Annotated in this window: 13 protein-coding genes and 1 riboswitch; of the genes, 7 read left to right on the top strand and 6 right to left on the bottom strand. The window is 65.8% G+C overall.

Translation table 11 applies throughout. The features are described from left to right. Positions 1-15 precede the first annotated feature (15 nt). The gene (locus ACVW17_RS05265; protein WP_456750955.1) at positions 16-711 is read right to left on the bottom strand and encodes a class I SAM-dependent methyltransferase; all 696 of its coding nucleotides are present in this window, start codon (positions 709-711) and stop codon (positions 16-18) included. Between the two features lie 286 nt (positions 712-997). On the opposite strand from ACVW17_RS05265, the gene ACVW17_RS05260 reads away from it, so the two are divergent. After that, positions 998-2314 carry an MFS transporter gene (locus ACVW17_RS05260; RefSeq protein WP_456750954.1) on the top strand — a complete coding sequence of 439 codons (1317 nt, stop codon included), beginning with the start codon at positions 998-1000 and terminating at the stop codon, positions 2312-2314. A gap of 155 nt (positions 2315-2469) precedes the next feature. Here the strand turns inward: ACVW17_RS05260 and ACVW17_RS05255 are convergent, their stop codons facing one another. Together ACVW17_RS05255 and ACVW17_RS05250 are read right to left on the bottom strand one after the other, a co-directional pair. Then, positions 2470-4188 carry an N-acyl-D-amino-acid deacylase family protein gene (locus tag ACVW17_RS05255; RefSeq protein ID WP_456750953.1) on the bottom strand — a complete coding sequence of 573 codons (1719 nt, stop codon included), beginning with the start codon at positions 4186-4188 and terminating at the stop codon, positions 2470-2472. A gap of 168 nt (positions 4189-4356) precedes the next feature. Then, positions 4357-6165: a chloride channel protein gene (locus tag ACVW17_RS05250; protein ID WP_456796821.1), complete on the bottom strand. Its 1809-nt coding sequence runs from the start codon at positions 6163-6165 to the stop codon at positions 4357-4359. A gap of 78 nt (positions 6166-6243) precedes the next feature. On the opposite strand from ACVW17_RS05250, the gene ACVW17_RS05245 reads away from it, so the two are divergent. Together ACVW17_RS05245 and ACVW17_RS05240 are read left to right on the top strand one after the other, a co-directional pair. Further along, positions 6244-6720, top strand: coding sequence for a MarR family winged helix-turn-helix transcriptional regulator (locus ACVW17_RS05245; RefSeq protein WP_456756348.1), 477 nt, complete (start codon positions 6244-6246; stop codon positions 6718-6720). 177 nt (positions 6721-6897) lie between these two features. Next, on the top strand, positions 6898-8487 hold the full coding sequence (locus ACVW17_RS05240) for a CYTH and CHAD domain-containing protein (RefSeq protein WP_456750952.1): 1590 nt from the start codon (positions 6898-6900) through the stop codon (positions 8485-8487). Positions 8488-8490: 3 nt separating this feature from the next. On the opposite strand, the gene ACVW17_RS05235 is transcribed toward ACVW17_RS05240, so the two are convergent. Beyond that, positions 8491-9723 carry an MFS transporter gene (locus ACVW17_RS05235; RefSeq protein WP_456750951.1) on the bottom strand — a complete coding sequence of 411 codons (1233 nt, stop codon included), beginning with the start codon at positions 9721-9723 and terminating at the stop codon, positions 8491-8493. A 172-nt stretch (positions 9724-9895) separates the two neighbouring features. Here ACVW17_RS05235 and ACVW17_RS05230 point away from each other — a divergent pair, with 172 nt between their 5' ends. Then, a complete protein-coding gene (locus tag ACVW17_RS05230) occupies positions 9896-11143 on the top strand; it encodes a hypothetical protein (protein ID WP_456796820.1) in 1248 nt (415 codons plus the stop codon). Between the two features lie 162 nt (positions 11144-11305). On the opposite strand, the gene ACVW17_RS05225 is transcribed toward ACVW17_RS05230, so the two are convergent. Together ACVW17_RS05225 and ACVW17_RS05220 are read right to left on the bottom strand one after the other, a co-directional pair. After that, entirely contained in the window at positions 11306-11479 is a 174-nt protein-coding gene (locus ACVW17_RS05225) for a hypothetical protein (protein WP_456750949.1), read from the bottom strand. Between the two features lie 165 nt (positions 11480-11644). Next, positions 11645-13909 (bottom strand): TonB-dependent receptor, encoded by a 2265-nt coding sequence (locus ACVW17_RS05220; RefSeq protein ID WP_456750948.1) that lies wholly within the window; start codon positions 13907-13909, stop codon positions 11645-11647. Between the two features lie 108 nt (positions 13910-14017). After that, positions 14018-14215, bottom strand: a riboswitch (cobalamin riboswitch). 112 nt (positions 14216-14327) lie between these two features. Here ACVW17_RS05220 and ACVW17_RS05215 point away from each other — a divergent pair. The 3 genes from ACVW17_RS05215 to ACVW17_RS05205 all read left to right on the top strand — a co-directional run bounded on the left by ACVW17_RS05215 (position 14328) and on the right by ACVW17_RS05205 (position 16977). Next, complete coding sequence (locus tag ACVW17_RS05215) at positions 14328-15371, top strand: FecCD family ABC transporter permease (RefSeq protein WP_456750947.1); 1044 nt, start codon at positions 14328-14330, stop codon at positions 15369-15371. Continuing rightward, complete coding sequence (locus tag ACVW17_RS05210; protein WP_456750946.1) at positions 15368-16141, top strand: ABC transporter ATP-binding protein; 774 nt, start codon at positions 15368-15370, stop codon at positions 16139-16141. Before ACVW17_RS05215 ends, ACVW17_RS05210 begins: the two co-directional genes overlap by 4 nt. A gap of 89 nt (positions 16142-16230) precedes the next feature. Then, positions 16231-16977, top strand: a complete 747-nt coding sequence (locus ACVW17_RS05205; protein WP_456798930.1) for an ABC transporter substrate-binding protein — start codon at positions 16231-16233, stop codon at positions 16975-16977. The last annotated feature ends 28 nt before the right edge of the window (positions 16978-17005 follow it).

Raw genomic sequence — 17005 nt, 5'->3', positions numbered from 1 at the left:
ATGGCCGTGCCTCATTCAAGGCTTCTGGTATTTCAGGACGAACTCGTTGATCGGCACCGGCGCCTTGAAGACGGGAATGTCCCTGGGGTCCTCCGCATGATGCAGGAAATCGCCCTCGGCGACCAGCTTGAAACCGGCGGCCTCGATCTCCTGCTTCAGGGTGCTCTCCTCGATCCGGTGCAGCGTCTTGGCGACGCTGGTGCCTTCGCCCGGCTTGGCCGAGTGGTCCGCGATCACGAGATAGCCGCCGGGCTTGAGCGCGGCGAACATCTTCTTGTTCATCGCGGCGCGATCGACCGGCAGATAGCTGATGTCGTGATAGAAAAAGAAGAAGGTGATCATGTCGAGGTCCTTGACGTCGGGCGGGATCGGATCGTCATAGTCCCGCACCACATGGACGACGTTCTTCATCGCAGGCGATTTTGCGCGGTCGTCGAACTTGTCCTTGACGAAGCGCTCGAGCACGCTGGCCGAATCCTGCGCGTAGACCTTGCCTGACGGGGCGACGGTGCGCGCCAGGAGTTCGGTGCTGTAGCCGGCGCTTGCCGCCATGTCGAGGATGGTCATGCCCGGCTTGACGCCGGCAAAGGCCAGCATCTTGGCCGGCTCGCGGCGCTTGTCCACCTGGCGATCCGCGTCGCTGCGATCGGGAGCGGCGACGATCGTCGCGTAATCGGGACTGGCGGCGTCTTCCGCGCGGACTGTGGGCATTGTGAGCAGCGTAGCGGACGCGAGCGCAGCGCAGGCGGCTGCGCGGAGGATCAATCTGTTCATGAAATAACCCCGGTTTTTCGTTGGCCCCGAACATAGCAGGGCGGCCGTGACAGTTCACCGCTTCAACGACGGCGACGACGTGATCGTGATCGGCCGTTAGCAGCGCGTCGCGTCGCCGGGCCCCGAGGAAATGCGGTGTTGCGTTGCGCGGCGAGGCGTGGCTAGCATCGCCTGATGGGGCCGATCTTACGAAGCCAAAATACGAAACGACGGGGAGCCAGATATGACGACGCAACCGACGCCAAAAGGGATGTCAAAGGGGACGCCCAAAGGCGCGTGGACCATCACCTTCCTCCTGTTCCTGTTCATGGTGGTGAACTTTGCGGACAAGATTGTGGTTGGGCTGGCCGGCGTGCCGATCAGGAAGGAGATGGGCCTCACCCCGGAGCAGTTCGGCGATCTCGGATCGTCCTTCTTCTATTTGTTCTCGATCTCGGCGATCGTGGTCGGTTTCATCGTCAACCGCATTGATACGCGCTGGGTGCTCTTGATTCTGGCGGTGATCTGGTCGCTCGCGCAATTTCCGATGATCGGCACCGTCAGCCTCACGACGCTCACGATCTGCCGAATCATCCTCGGCGCCGGCGAGGGGCCGGCCTTCTCGGTCGCCGCTCATGCCATCTACAAGTGGTTTCCGGACGAGAAGCGCACGCTGCCGACCGCGATCCTGTCGCAGGGCTCGGCGTTCGGCGTGATCCTCGCGGTGCCGGCGCTGAACTGGATCATCGTCAATCACAGCTGGCATCATGCCTTCGGCGCGCTCGGCATCGTCGGCCTGCTCTGGACCGTCGCCTGGTTCGTGCTCGGCAAAGAAGGGCCGTTGGTGTCGACGGCTGCCGTGGTCGCCGACGAGCAACGGATTCCCTACTGGAAGCTCTTGACGTCGCGCACCTTCATCGGCTGCGTGGTCGCGACCTTCGGCGCTTACTGGGCGCTATCGCTCGGGCTGACCTGGTTCACGTCCTTCATCATCGAGGGGCTTGGCTTCTCGCAGCAGCAGGCCGGCTTCGTCTCGATCCTGCCCTGGATCTTCGGCGCGACCATCGTGATCCTGACCGGCTGGATCTCGCAGCTGATGCTGGCGCGCGGCTTCACCACCCGTGGCGCGCGCGGCGTGCTCGGCGCAGCGCCGCTGGTCGCCGGCGGCTGCATTCTCGCAACGCTGCCCTATGCGCCCCAGGGCGGCCTGATGATCGCGCTGCTGGTGATCGGCTCCGGCCTTTGCGGCTCGATCTATGTGGTGTGCCCGCCGATGCTGGGCGAGTTCACGCCGGTATCGCAGCGCGGCGCCATCATTGCGATCTACGGCGCGCTGTACACGATCTCGGGCATCCTGGCGCCGATGGTGATGGGCAGTGTGATCCAGCGTGCGGCCACGCCGATGGCCGGTTACATGTCGGGCTTCACCATCAACGCTGCGATCATGGTGGGATCGGGGGTGCTGGGCTTGCTGCTACTGTGGCCGAACACCGAGCGCGCGCGCCTGACCGGAACGTCGCAGCCCGCACGGGTCATCAAGGGCGCGATGTCGCCGACGTAGAGGGCCGCTTCCACCCTCCAGGGGAGGGGGAAGCGGCCGCGTCAAGATCGAGTGCTTGTAGCCCGGATGAAGGGCAGCGTAATCCGGGGCCGCGCTATCCGCGGATGGAGCTGTCCCGGATTGCGCTTCGCTGCATCCGGGTTACGGCCATGCGCTCAATTCAAACCCTGCGCGCCGCGCACCAGCCGGCCTGGGCGCGCACCGGTGGCTTTGCCTGCGCGCTGGGTCACGACGCCGGAGACGATGGTGGCGTCGTAGCCGTCGACCTGCTGCAACAGGCGGCGGCCGCCGACCGGCAGGTCGTAATGCACCTTCGGCGGATGCAGATGCAGCCGGTCGTAATCGATCACGTTGACGTCGGCCTTGAAGCCCGGCGCGATCACGCCCCGGTCGGTGAGGCCGACCGACAGTGCGGTCTTGCGCGACTGCGCCGCGACCACGAACGGGATCGAGAGCTTGTCGCCGCGGCTGCGGTCGCGCGTCCAGTGCGTCAGGAGATAGGTCGGGAAGCTGGCATCGCAGATGATGCCGCAATGCGCGCCGCCATCGGACAGGCCGGGCACGGCGCTCGGCTCGCGCAGCATCTCATGCACGGCATCGAGATTGCCGTCGGCATAATTCAGGAACGGCACGTAGAGCATGCCGCGGCCCTCGTCGGTCAGCATCGCGTCATAGGCGAGCTCTTCCGGCTGCCGGCCCTGGCGCCGCGCCTTCGGGCCGAGCGCGTTCTCCGGCGGTTGTTCATAATCCGGCGGATTGCCCAGGAGGTACATCTTGTCGTAGTTCGGCCGAAAGAACAGCGGATCGTCGGTCGCCGTTGCGTTCTCGCTGAGGATCGCCGCGCGCACCTCGGGCCGCCGCAGATGTGCGAGCCGCTCGGCCAGCGGCAGCTTGGCGATCTCGCGGTAGCTCGGATGGGTCTGGAATGGGTTGCGCGACAACTCCAGCCCGAGCAACAGCCCGACCGGGCGCGCCGCGATCTGGGTCGTGATCGATAGACCTCGGGCGGCGGCTTCATTGATGGTGTCCATGGTCTGCCGCCAGCGCCGCGGCGCCTTGTCGGCCTGGGCGACCGAGAACGAGATCGGGCATTTGGTGTTCTCGGCGACCCGCAGCATCATCGGCAGGTCTTCGTGCACTGTGCTCTGGTCGAGCACGAATTGCAGCACGCTGCGGCCGACGCCATGCATCGCGCCGGCGATCGCGGTCAATTCGTCCTCGCCCGCCTTCAGCGTCGGCGTGTAGTCGCCGGTCGAGGTGCGGTGATTGAGCGTGCGCGAGGTCGAGAAACCCAGCGCGCCCGCGCGCACCGCATCACCGGCGAGCGCCGCCATCTGCTGGTTGTCTTCAGCCGTTGCCGGATCGCGGCGCGCGCCGCGCTCGCCCATCACATAGACCCGCAGCGCCGCGTGCGGCAGCTGCGCGCCGATATCCATGTCGAAGCTGCGCTTCGACAGCCACTCCATGTAGTCGGGGAAGCTCTCCCACGCCCAGGGAATGCCGGCCGAAAGCACCGGCTCCGGAATATCCTCGACGCCTTCCATCAGCTGGATCAGCCTGTTGTGGTCGCTCGGCCGGCACGGCGCGAAGCCGACACCGCAATTGCCCATGATCGCCGTGGTGACGCCGTTCTGCGACGACGGCGTGATGTCCTGGCTCCAGGTCACCTGGCCATCGTAATGGGTGTGGACGTCGACGAAGCCGGGCGCGACGAGCTTGCCCTTGGCGTCGATCTCTTCCTTGCCTTTCGCCGTGACCTTGCCGACTTCGGTGATCTTGCCGCCGGAGATCGCGACATCGGCCTCATAGAGATCGCCGCCTTTGCCGTCGGCGATCGTGCCGCCGCGGATCACGAGGTCTGGGGTCGAGTTCATGGCGTTTCATCCCGAGGCTGTTCTTGGTTATGCGGCATCATGGGTGAGCCCTTGATGCTGTCAACCTGCGCCGATGAAGCTCTGGGATGCGCTGGCAGCGATTTTGCCAGCGAGAACGGGGGTTGCGCCCGGCGGAAATTTGTTCCGCCGGGCAAGCTGGCTGTGCACCTATCGCGCGCCGAAGAAGGCGGTCTTTTGGGTCTCCTCGGCCTGCAGCCTGGCGCGCACCCGCATCAAATCCTTCCAGCCGATATAGCCGACCAGGCGCTGATCTTCGCGCGAGATCACAGGCAGATGCGAGACGTTGACCTGCATCAGGCGGTCGGCGAGCCGGTCGAGATATTCATCCGGGTAGGCGACCGTGATCTTGCTCCCCGCCAACAGCTGGCTGAGCGTCGCGGTGCGATGCTTGCCGGCGCGGCGCCAGCGCAGCACCGACGGCGGGTCGATCACGCCGAGCACGTGATGGTTGGCGTCGATGACCGGGAAACTCGGATGACTGGTCTTCGGGCTGGTCAGGAAGGCTGCCGCGCCATGCAGCGTCATGGTGTCGGCGACGCTCTCGACCGCCTTGGTCATGACGTCACGCACCCGCGTCAGCGCGAAGGGATCGACCCGGTACTCGCGCACCAGATGATGGCCGCGCCGCGCCACCTTCTCGGTCAGGATCGAGCGCCGCATCAAGAGCACCGTGACGCCATGCGCGCTGCAACAGGCCGCGATCAGCGGCAGCAGCACATGGGTATTGCCGGTGAGCTCGACCGCGAAGAAGGTCGCGGTCAACGGCGAACGCATCGTGCCGCCCATCGTCGCCGCCATCGCCAGCAGCGCCCAGAAGCCCGGGCTCGCGGCGGGAAGGTAGCCGCTCAGCGCGGTGCCCATCGCGCCGCCCATGATCAGCAGCGGCGCCAGCACGCCGCCCGACGTGCCGGAGCCGAGCGCGACCGACCAGATGATCGCCTTGACTACGAGCAGCAGCAGCGCGGCTTTCAGCACCAGGTCGCCGTGCAGCATCGACGCGAGGTTATCGTAGCCGACACCGAGTGCCTGCGGCTCGATCAAGCCGCCAAGACCGACCACGAGGCCGCCGATCAGCGGCCACCACATCCAGTGGATCGGCAGCTTGAGGAAAAGATCCTCGCAGCCATAGACCAGCTGGGTGAGCACGCCCGACAGCAGACCGGACAGGATTCCGATCAGCATCCAGGCGCCGAGTTGCAGCACCGAGATGTCGACACCGCCGGTGAACGGGAATAGCGGCGCCGGCATGTGCAGCAAGGTGCGCCCGACCGCCGCCACCACGGCGGCGACGGTGACGGGAATGAAGCTGCGTGGGGTCCATTCGAACAGCAAGAGTTCGACCGCGAGCATGATCGCCGCGATCGGCGTTCCGAATACCGTGGTCATCCCCGCGGCGGCGCCCGCCACCAGCAGGGTCTTGCGCTCGTTGTCGGTGACGGGGAGCATCTGCGCGATCAGCGAGCCGATCGCGCCGCCGGTCATGATGATCGGGCCCTCGGCGCCGAACGGGCCGCCGGTGCCGATCGAGATCGCCGACGACAGCGGTTTGAGGATCGCCACCTTGGGATCGAGCCGTGAGCGGCCCAGCAAAATGGCTTCGATGGCTTCCGGAATGCCGTGGCCGCGGATCTTCTCGCTGCCGAAGCGCGCCATCAGGCCGATGATCAGCGATCCCGCGACCGGGACCAGCACGGTCCACAGGCCAAGCGGCGAATCCTGCAATTTCAGGTCGGCAAAGCTGAACTTGCCGAAATAGGCGATGTTGGTGGCGAGCTTGATCAATTGCAGCAGGCCGGCACCGGCCAGCACGCCGGCGGCGGCGACGAACACGGCAATCGCCGAGATCACCACGACGCGCGGATCGGTCGTGAAATCGCTCAGCAGGTGGCTGGCCTTGTCGCTAATCTTGGTGCCGGTTTTGGCCGAGGCGCGCGATTTAGTGGAAATGACGCTCATTGGTGGCGTAAGGCTCGGGTGAAGTGGGATGCCGGCGTAATATCGCATTGCGATATAATTACAAGCGGGAGGGATCGAATGGCAGCGTTGAAAAGACCGCTAAAATCGCCGGCCGAGGCCCTGAACAAGACCCGGAGCAAGCCCCGAAAACGGGTTCCCAGCCAGGCCGATTACGAGGCGCTCTCGCAATTTCGTTATCTGATCCGCCGTTTTCTGGAGTTCAGCCAGGATGCCGCAAAGGCCGAGGGCCTGACGCCAAGGCAGCATCAGGCCTTGCTGGCGATCCGGGGCTATCCGGGCGGCGGCCCCGTCACGATCGGCGATCTGGCCGAGCGGCTGCGGCTTCGCCACCACACCACGGTCGAACTGGTCGATCGGCTCTCCGAGGCCGAACTGGTCCAACGCATGCTCGACCCCGCCGACCAGCGCCGCGTGCTGCTCAAATTGACCGCACGCGCGGCCGAGCATCTCGCTGAATTGTCAGCGGTTCATCTCGATGAGCTGTCGCGGATCGAGCCGCTGCTGAAGCAGGTGCTGTCGCGACGATCGGAATGAACGCACGAAACATTTCGCGCGCGAAGCAGTATTCGCTCTCGGCCGGCGCGGTCCGCTCACGTACAACTTCACCGCGCGGATTTGGGCTACAAAACGTGCCCAATGCACGCTGCCGCACAAAGGATGTCGCTTGTCTTTGTCGTAAAACCTTCATACACCGCACTGGGGGCGATATCATTGAATGAGCGGCAACCGGTCGTGATCGATGCGGGCACTCCCATTACCGTCGGGCATGGCGATCAGGCGGAAGTCGAGCTCAAGCTGCTTGCGCCGCAAGGAAGCCTCGAAAAGCTGCGCGAGGCACCCTGCATCGTGCAGCATGCGCGCAATCGCGGCGCGTTTCACCGGCTCGAGACGGTGTATTACGACACGGCGGAGCGGCTGCTGTTTCAGCACGGCATGTCGCTGCGCGTGCGGCATAGCGGCAAGACCTTCATCCAGACGCTGAAGTTTCCACCCAATGCCGCGCAGCCTATGATGCGCCGCCAATGGGAGGTGCAGGTTGAAGGCATCGTCCCCGATCTGAGGCGGTTTCCGGCCGACGAGGTCGGCGATCCCGTGGCGACGCTCGGCAACGACGCGCTGTTGCCGGTTTTCGCGACGAAAGTGCGCCGCCACGCCCGGCAGCTCGATCTGCCCGATGCATCGGTTGAAGTCGCATTCGACGAGGGAACCATCGAGGCCGATGCCCGCCAGGAGGTTCTGTCGGAAATCGAGCTTGAACTGAAGAGCGGCAATGCCGGCGTCCTGTTCGATTTGGGAACGCAGCTGCTCGACGCGGCGCCGCTGCAGATCGGCACGCGCAGCAAGGCGGAACGCGGCTATGCGCTCGCGTTTGATGTCGCGCCGTCGGCGGCGAAAGCCGAGTCGTCAGGCATCACCGCTGATCTTGTGGTCGACGACGTGATCGCGCGGCTGGTTGGCTCCTGCTGGCATCATCTCTTGAAGAATCATGCGGTGGCCGAGCAGGGGACGGATCCCGAAGGCGTGCACCAGATGCGGGTGGCGTTGCGGCGTCTACGGACGATCTGTGCGCTGTTCCGGCGCGATATTCCATCGCCGGCATTTCTGGCGCTCAACAGCGAAGCAAGATGGCTGATGCGGCAACTCGGCAAGGCCCGGGATTGGGACGTATTCGCCGAAACGACGATCACCCGCCTGGTCAGCGCGGTTCCGGATATCGACCTCGATGGCCTCCGCAAGGCGGTCGAGCAGCGGCAGAAGTCGAGCTACGGCGCCTTGCATGGCGTTCTGGCCGACCCCCGTTGCAGCCGCTTCCTGCTCTCGCTCGGGCAGCTGGTGGAGCGCCGCAGCTGGCGCAACGAGATCGACAGCGAAGCGCTGGCGATCCTGTCGCAACCGATGCCGGTGCTTGCCGATCGGATTCTGCAACGCTTGCATCGCAAGACGCTGAAGCGTGGTGCGGGCTTCCGGCAGCTCGACATCCATGCGCAGCATAATCTGAGGATCAACCTCAAGAAGTTGCGCTATGCGGCGGAGTTCTTCCTGCCGCTTTATGCCGCCCATGCGCCGGCGAAGCGCTACGTGAAGCGGCTCGCCCGGTTGCAGAACAGCCTCGGGCGGGTGTGCGACATCGGCAGCACGCGCGTGCTGCTCCACACCATCGCACAGGATGACCAGCCTGCGCTTCATCTCGGCATCGGCGCGATGGCCGGCTGGCTGGCGCGCGATCAGATCGCGGTGACAAAAGCGCTGCGCAAGAGCTGGCGGCGCTTCAAGGCGACGCCGGTGTTCTGGGGGCGGTGAATTCTAACGAGACTGCGCCTGGACCGCCATCGGAGAGGCCTGCGGCTTGCGCTCGGTGACCAGCGCGAGCAGCACGGTCAGCACCATGAAGCCGACCGAGGCGCCGAACACCCAATGCGGCATGTGCTGGTCCATGATCCAGCCGAACAAGAGCGGACTAACGATGCCGCCGAAGTTGAAGCCGGTGGAGACGATGCCGAAGGCGCGGCCGGCGGCGCCGGGCGGTGCCGTGTTGCGCACCATCATGTCGCGCGAGGGCGCGATTACGCCGCCGAGGAATCCGGCGAGCCCCATCGCCAGCGTCAGCGCCACCGGCGGCAGGTTCACCAGCGCGATCAGCAGCACCAGCACGGCATTGACCGCGAAGCAGGCCGCGGCGAGCTGGCTGTGGCGATTGGTCCAGTCGGCGAGATAGCCGCCGGCGAGCACGCCCGCCGCGCTGGCGCCGAGGAACGCGGTCAGCGCGATGTTGGCGGTTGAGAACGATGCGCCGTAGCCGCCCATCAGTGCGACCACGCCGAAATTGTTGATGCCCGAGGTCGACAGGCTGAGCAGCGTGAAGAACGCGGTCAGCACCAGCAGTGCCGGCGTGATCACGCTGGCTTTCGGCGCCGCATCGTCCTTTGACTTGTTCTTGTTGGCGCCGGCATCGGGAATGCCGAGCACGATCAGGAACAGCGCCACCAGCGGGCCGACCGCGCCGGCGACGATCAGCGCGCCGAGACCGCCCATCGAGGCGACCAGGGCCGCCATGATCGCGGGCGCCACTGCGCCGCCGAGGAAGCCGGCAAAGGTGTGGATCGAGAAGGCGCGGCCCATCCGCGCCTCGTCCATGTGGGCCGAGAGGATGGCGTAGTCGGCCGGATGGTAGACGCTGTTGGCAAGCCCGAGCAGCACCGCGCAAACGATCAGCGAGCTGTAGCTGAGATGCAGGCCGAGCCCGATCAGCGCACAGCCGCCGACCGTCAATCCGATGAGCAGGATCTTGCGCGCGCCGATATGGTCGGCGAGATAGCCGATCGGCGCCTGGGTCAGGCCCGAGACCACCGCGAACACCGTCAGCGCCAGGCCGAGTTCGACATAGCCGACGCCGAGCTGCTGCTTCAGGAACGGGAACAGCATCGGCAGCACGAAGATGTGGAAATGGCTGACCCAATGGGCGACCGAGATCCCGGTCAGCGTGCGCAGCGTGCTGTCGGCTTTCGCTTGCTGCGGTGCGGCCAGAATGTCGACCATATCAGTGACAACCCACTTTTTCCAAAGCCCGGCAGGGCCAGCCGAAAATAGAGGCTGGCCGCTAATTGTCCATGAACGCGGGCGCATAGCTGCCCCCGGCGCAGGCGTGCCGGATCGACACATGCGGCATTAAAGGCGGCGACAAAGTGCAGCGGCGCGGTGATGATCGGCCATGATCGACACCAAAAAACCGCTCCGCGTGCTGGTGTCGGAGGGCTCCAGCACCTCCGGCCGCGAGGCGATCACGATCCTGGGGCTGGCCGGCCATCATGTCGAGGTCTGCGATCCCTCGCGCTGGTGCCTGGCGCGCTATTCCCGCTTTGTCCGCAAATATCACCATTGTCCGCCGCTGCGGTCGGATCCGGCCGGTTATCTCGGCTTCGTCGAGCGCCTGTTGACGTCGCAGCATTTCGACGTGCTGCTGCCGACCCATGAACAGGGTTTTCTGTTCGCCCGCGCCGCGCCGCGGCTGACGTCGCATACCGGTCTCGCGCTGCCGGACTTCACCAGCTATCGCGCCGTGCACAGCAAGGCCGGCTTCAGCCGCCTGCTCGATCAGCTCGGCCTGCCGCAGCCGCCGACCCGCATTGTGAACTCGGCCGACGAGCTGCGCGACGGCCTGCGGTTTCCCTCCGTGGTCAAGACGTCGGTCGGCACGGCGAGCCGTGGCATCTGGTTCGTGCGCGACACCGGTGATCTCAACCGCGCGCTCTACGATCTCGACTCCGCCGGCGACTTTGCCGGCGAGGTGCTGGCGCAGGATCTCATCACCGGCACGGTCGAGAAGGCGCAGTCGGTCTTCTCGGGCGGTACGCTGATCGGCTTCCACGCTTACCGGCAGATCGCGGCCGGTGTCGGCGGCGGCGAGGCGATCAAGGAGAGCGTGAGCCGGCCGGCAATCCGCGCCGCGCTCGAGACCATCGGTGCGCATCTCGGCTGGCATGGCGCGCTCTCGGTCGACGTCATCATGCCGCTCGACAGCGCGACGCCGCTGTTGATCGATTGCAATCCGCGGCTGGTCGAGCCTGTGAATGCGTACCGGTCGGGCACCGATCTGGTCGACCTGCTGCTGCGCGTCTCTCTCGATGAAGCGCCGACGCCGCTGGCCGAGAGCCGCGCCGGGGTGCGGACGCATCTGGCCATGCAGGCGCTGCTCGGCAGCGCATCGCGCGACGGCACGCGGCGCGACCTGATCCGGGAGTGCGGCCGCATCGCCGCGGGCGGAGGCCTCTACCGGGCAAGCACCGAGGAATTGACGCCGGTGCGGCTCGATTGGCTCAGCGCCGTGCCGCTGGCGATGACCACCGCGCTGCTGCTGGCCTCGCCGCCGATCGCCTCATCGCTGGCGCGCGGCGGCTTCGGCGCGCATCTGCTCGATCGCGGGAGTATTGCAAAGATCGAGAGCGAGGATTTCGGTTAGCTCCATCCCACGTCGTCCCGGGCAAGCGAAGCGCGACCCGGGACCCATAACCACCAGCGGTGATTGTTACGACGTGCTGGGACAACAGCGCGCTTCAACAATTCAATCCTGTGGTTGGGTCCCGGCTTTCGCCGGACGACGACGACATATATCGCTTATCCCTCACAACGGCTCGTCATCATTGCCGTAGCGGTCGAGCTTCGGCGTGGCGATGTCGCCATCCTCGTAATACTCGTCGTCCTGCTTTGATGCAGGCGGCGGAGGCACCTTAACCTTGTCGTCGGTCTTCTCGTTGATCTTGGCGCCGCCCTTACTCGTCTTTCCGGCCTTGGCCATGCGTTTCCCCTGTACGGGTCAAATCAGCTGCGGCAATTCTACTCCAGTTTGCGAGCGCTCGTCATGTGAGCAGACGACGTGACGGGGTCACATCCCGCCACACCCTCTCTTGTTTAAGCATGATCTTTTCGGAAAACCGGTCCCCACTTTTTCCGGATCATGCTCTCAAAACGTCGCGCCGGCCTTGACCATGTAGGTGCGGCCGGGCAGCGGATAGGCCGAGAAGCGGCCTTCCGTGAACGAGCTCGCGATGGCGTAGTCGTAGTACAGCGCGTTGAACAGGTTGTTGACGCTCAGCGACCAGAACAAGCGGTCGACTTGTCCGCTCAGCTTGATATCGGCAGTGGCGTTGCCGGGGATTTTGCTTTGGGTGTTGGCCTGGTCGTTGTCCATGATGCGCGAGCTCCAGGCCCGCGCGGTGGCATCGAACACCAGATAGTTCTGCCAGATGTTCCAGGTTACGCCGAGATTGCCGGTGCTGCGCGACACCAGCGGCACGTCGTTGCCGGCCCATATGCCTTCGCGAAATACCGCGCGGGTGATCGCCATGCCGCCGCGCAGGGTGACGGTGTCGCTGATCTTCAGCGAAGCACTGGTCTCGGAGCCGTAGCGGCGGGTGGGATCGAGGTTAACATTGTAGAACAGCACCGGATTGAAATGGATCTCGTTCTCGAGATCCATCAGATAGACGCTGGTCTGGATCTGGAAGCGAGCGGTCTTGACCCGGAAGCCGCCCTCGACGTCCTGCGAGGTCTGGGTCTTGAGCTGAAAATTCTGCGGAATCGGGGCGAATGTCAGCGGATCGAAGGCCGGCCCCGATGCGACGCGCTCGTCGACATCGGGCGTGCGGAAGGCGCGCGCGGCGCGACCGAACGCCGAGAAGGTGTCGGTGAAGCGATGCTCGACACCGACATGCAAGGCGTACTGTGTCTCGTTGCTGTCGAGCGGTGCCGCCTGCGTGTCGAAAGCGAACGGCGCATTCGGATCGTAGCGATCGCGCGCCGAGACGTGGGTGTTCTGCACCCGCGCGCCGTAGGAGAAGTCGGTGGTCGGCAGCAAGCCGAACGTGTGCTGCCAATAGCCGGCCACGCTCTGCTGCTCGATGTTGTAGACGTGGGTGGGATCGACGCCCTGATAGGCGCCGCGTGCCTCACGGAAGGTCGAATCGTAATAGTCGATGCCGGTCAGGATCGTGGATGGCATGCCCAGCATGACATTCTTGACGCTGAGCCGCGGCGTCAGAGACCAGGTCTGCAGCGCGGCGTCATTGTAGGTCGAGGCGAAGCTGATGGTCGGCACGGTGCCGAAGAAGCCGCTCTGCGTCTCGCGCTGCCGCCAGCCGCCGTCGACGATCAGGTCGACGCCGTTCACCAGCGTTCTGGTGAAGCCGGTGGTGACGCTCGCGGTCTGCTGGTTCGCATAGTCGAACGGCGTCGCCGCACCGCGACGATCAGTCAGCAACTCGTTGACGCCGATCGACGGATCGACCAGCCGTCCGCCGGGCAGGCCGAGCTTCTGGTCGCTGCCGGTGACGGTGACGAAGGCGGTGAGATCCGGTGTGGTGTAGTTGACGTTGCCGACGGCGTTGCGCTGGTCGAGCGCATTGTTGACGCGGTAGCCGTCGGATTTGATGCCGCTGCCATAGAACGAGGTCGACCACGGTCCTGAATTGAGAGCCGCGGAGACCGCGGCCATCCGGGTGTTGAACGAGCCAACTCCGGCCTCGGCGCGCATCGTGGCTGGTGGACCACCGGCGCCGGCCTTGGTGATGATGTTGACCACGCCGCCGACCGCGTTGTCGCCATAGAGCACCGCGCCGCTGTTGCCGCTGACGATCTCGATCCGTTCGATCGAATCGAGCGGAATCGTGGTGAGATCGAAGCCGGCTTTGTCGACGTCGTTGAGGCGGCGGCCGTTGAGCAGGAACAGGGTGTTGTCGGTCGCGAATGCGCCGAAGCCACGCAGGTCAACCGAGGTCTTGGCGCCGTTCGGCCCGCCATAGAGCGATTGCAGCTGCACGCCCGGCACCTGCGCCAGGATTTCCGGCAGCGACTGCGACGGCGAATGCGCGATGTCGTCGGCGGTGATCACGGTCGAGGAGGAGCCGACGACCCCGGCAAACTGGCGGCCGCCGCTGCTGCCGCCGGTCCCCGTGGCCGAGCCGGCTCCAGCCGAGTTCGATCCGGCGCCGCTGCCCGCGTTGCTGCTCTGCGTGGTGCCCGGCGCCGGGCGGCGTGGGGCCGGGGTCTCGTCAGCGGGCGGTTTGGCGCGGGTAACGTTCTGGTCGCCGGATCGGCTGACTTCGATTGCGGGCAGCTGATCGGGAGCGGGCGCCTGCTGCGCCCGCGCCGTTGAAAGGACGATCGTCGGCAAGATGATCGTCGACGCGAGCAGAAGCGCGCGGCGCCGATCGGGTGGGAAGGAAAACATAGGCGAGACCTCGGTAACGTCAGTGGCACGTCACCGCGAAGCAGTCTCACCATGTGCTTGCAGCATCAGGTGAAGCTCATGCCTGTACTCCCCGACCGGCATCCTCGCGTGTGACCACGGCTGACGGCAGGTCTCCTGGCTCGCGGGTCGTTACCCTTCGTCGCCTTCCCAGGACCGAGATTCCCAGTGGCCTGTGACGAAGGATTCACCGCATACAGTTGCGGGGGCAGCCGCGGCGTTGGGGAAGTTTCCCCGTACCGCATTCCCTTTTCATCTCATGAAAGAACCGTCATGGTCATCTAGGGTTCGGCCGGGCAGCAAAGTCAATCCGGCGGAAGTCGGGCAATGGCCGCCCGGCCACGGTTTTTGTCGGGTGTCGCTTGTCTGCCACGGCGATCGCTGTAAGAGCATGGATGAGATGAGCGTGCAGGATTTTGCCTTGGCGGCCGAGATCGCGGCGCGGCGGCGGTGGAGTGCCACCGCGGCGCTATTCGCGCTCGTGGTTCTGCTGTGCGTGCTCTCGCTCGGCATCGGGCCGGTGCGGCTGTCGCCGCTCGCGGTGATCGAGGCGCTGTTCGGGGGCGGCAGCGACGTCGCGCAGGTCATTGTGCGCGAGATCCGGCTGCCGCGCACCATCCTGGCATTCGCGATCGGCGGCATTCTCGGGCTGTCGGGCGCGGCGCTGCAAGGCCTGCTGCGCAATCCGCTGGCTTCGCCGTCGCTGTTCGGCGCGCCGCAATCGGCGGCATTCGGCGCGGTGCTGGTGATCGCGCTCGGCCTCGCCGATGTGCGGTACTACGCGCTGCCGGCGGTGGCGATTATCGCCGCGTTCGGCTCGGTGTTCGCATTGCTCGCGATCGCCGGTCGCAATGCCGGGCTGCTGATCCTGATCCTCGCGGGGCTTGCGATCTCGAGCTTTGCGGGTGCCGCGACCGCGCTGGTGATGAACCTCTCCAGCAATCCGTTCGTGGTGCTGGAGATCGCGTTCTGGCTGCTCGGCTCGCTGGAGGACCGCAGCTTCGAGCATGTGGCGCTGGCGCTGCCCTTTATCGTCGCCGGCGCGGCCATCCTGCTCAGCCAGGCGAGCGCCTTTCGTGTGCTGACGCTCGGCGAGGAGGCGGCGCGGAGTCTCGGCGTCGATGTCGGGCGGCTGCGGCTCTTCGTCATCACGGGCGTCGCGCTCGGCGTCGGCGGCGCGGTCGCGGTGACCGGCACGATCGGCTTCATCGGCCTCGTCGCGCCGCATCTGATGCGCCCGGTGATCGGTCATGATCCGGCACGGCTGCTGGTACCGAGCGCGCTGACCGGCTCGGCGCTGCTGCTTGCCGCAGATATCGCGGTGCGCATCATCCCCTCGACCTCGGACATCAAGGTCGGCGTGCTGACCTCGATCATCGGCGTGCCGTTCTTTCTTTACCTCATCATGCGCGAGCGCCGCGCGCTCGGCGGAGGCGTGGCATGACGCTGCTCTCCGCCACAGCGCTCAACGCCTCGCTCGGCAGCCGCAAGGTGCTGCACGATGTCTCGCTGTCGCTCGCGGCCGGTCACCTGGTCGCGCTGGTCGGACCGAATGGCGCCGGCAAGACCACGCTGTTGCGCGCGCTGGCTGGCCTGATCCCGTCTGACGGCGAGATCAGGATTGGCGGCGAGGCTCTGGCGTCATTGCCGCTGCGCGAGCGTGCGAAACGTTTTGCGTATCTGCCGCAGGGGCACATGGTGCACTGGCCGCTGCCGGCACGCGATATCGTGGCGCTCGGCCGCTATCCGCATGGCGCGACCGATCCGGCGCGGCTGTCGCCCGGGGATATGGAGGCGGTGCTGCGGGCGATGCAGGCCGTCGATGTCACCGAGTTCCGCGATCGCCGCGTCACCGAGCTGTCCGGCGGCGAGCGCAGCCGTGTCGCGCTGGCCCGGGTGCTCGCGGTCGAGGCGCCGGTGATCCTCGCCGACGAGCCGACCGCCTCGCTCGATCCGCGCCATCAGATCGACGTGATGCAGAAGCTGCGCAACGTCGCCGACACCGGCGTGCTGGTGATCGTCGTGACGCATGACCTCGGCCTCGCCGCGCGCTTCGCCGATCATGTGCTGGTGCTGTCGGAGGGGCGGCTGGCGGCGCAGGGCGCGCCTGATGAGGCACTGTCGGAAGCAGTCCTCGCCAGCGTATTCCGCGTCAGCGCCTACCGCGCTGAATTCCGGCGCGAGGCGGTCATCGTGCCATGGGCGGACGTCTGATGTGCGCGTGGCGTCTCGCAGCCTTGGCCGCGGCGGCATGGATCACGTCGCTTGGTGCCGCGTCCGCCGCCGGCCCGCGCATCGTCTCGATGAATGTCTGCAGCGACCAGCTCGTGCTGTCGCTCGCCGACCCGGACCAGATCCTCGGCCTCAGCCGCTTTTCGCGCGATGCCTGGCAATCCTGGGCAGCCGAGAAAGCGCGAAACTTTCTACGCCTGTCGGGCGAGGCCGAGGACGTGCTGCTGCTCAAGCCAGACATCGTCGTCGTCAGCCTGTTCGACAAACGCGCGACGCGTGACCTGCTGAAGGCCCACGGGCTGCACCTCGCCGAATTCACGGTACCGCGCACGCTGGACGAGGTGAGGGATCAAATCCGCGCCATGGGCGATGTGGTGCAGCATCCCGATCGCGCCGAGCTGGAGATCGCGCGCCTCGATGCGGCGATCGCGCGGGCGCGTGCGGTGGCGAGCGCGCATCATTACCGCGTGCTGCCGCTGGAGCGGCGTGGCTTCGTGTCGGGAGATAACAGCCTGATTAACTCGCTGCTGGCGGCAACCGGCCTGACCAATGCGGCCGGTGAGCTCGGCCTCGGCGCGGGCGGCTTTGCCTCGCTCGAGGCCATCGTGAAGTTGCGGCCGGATTTCATCCTGGTATCGGAGGCTGGCGATCGCGCCGAAGATGGGGGCCGCGCCTTCCTGCTGCATCCGGCGCTGGAGCGCTTCTATCCGGAGCGAAGGCGCATCGTGCTGCCCGAGCGGCTCACAGTGTGTGGCGGCGTGATGCTGGCGGATGCGCTGGACCGGCTGACGGAAGAATTGCAGCGCGTAACGCGGTAGTTGATGTGCCCCGCATCTAAGTCCCGTC

The organism is Bradyrhizobium sp. USDA 4473 (assembly GCF_054063335.1).
This window is presented reverse-complemented; position numbering and strand designations above follow the sequence as displayed.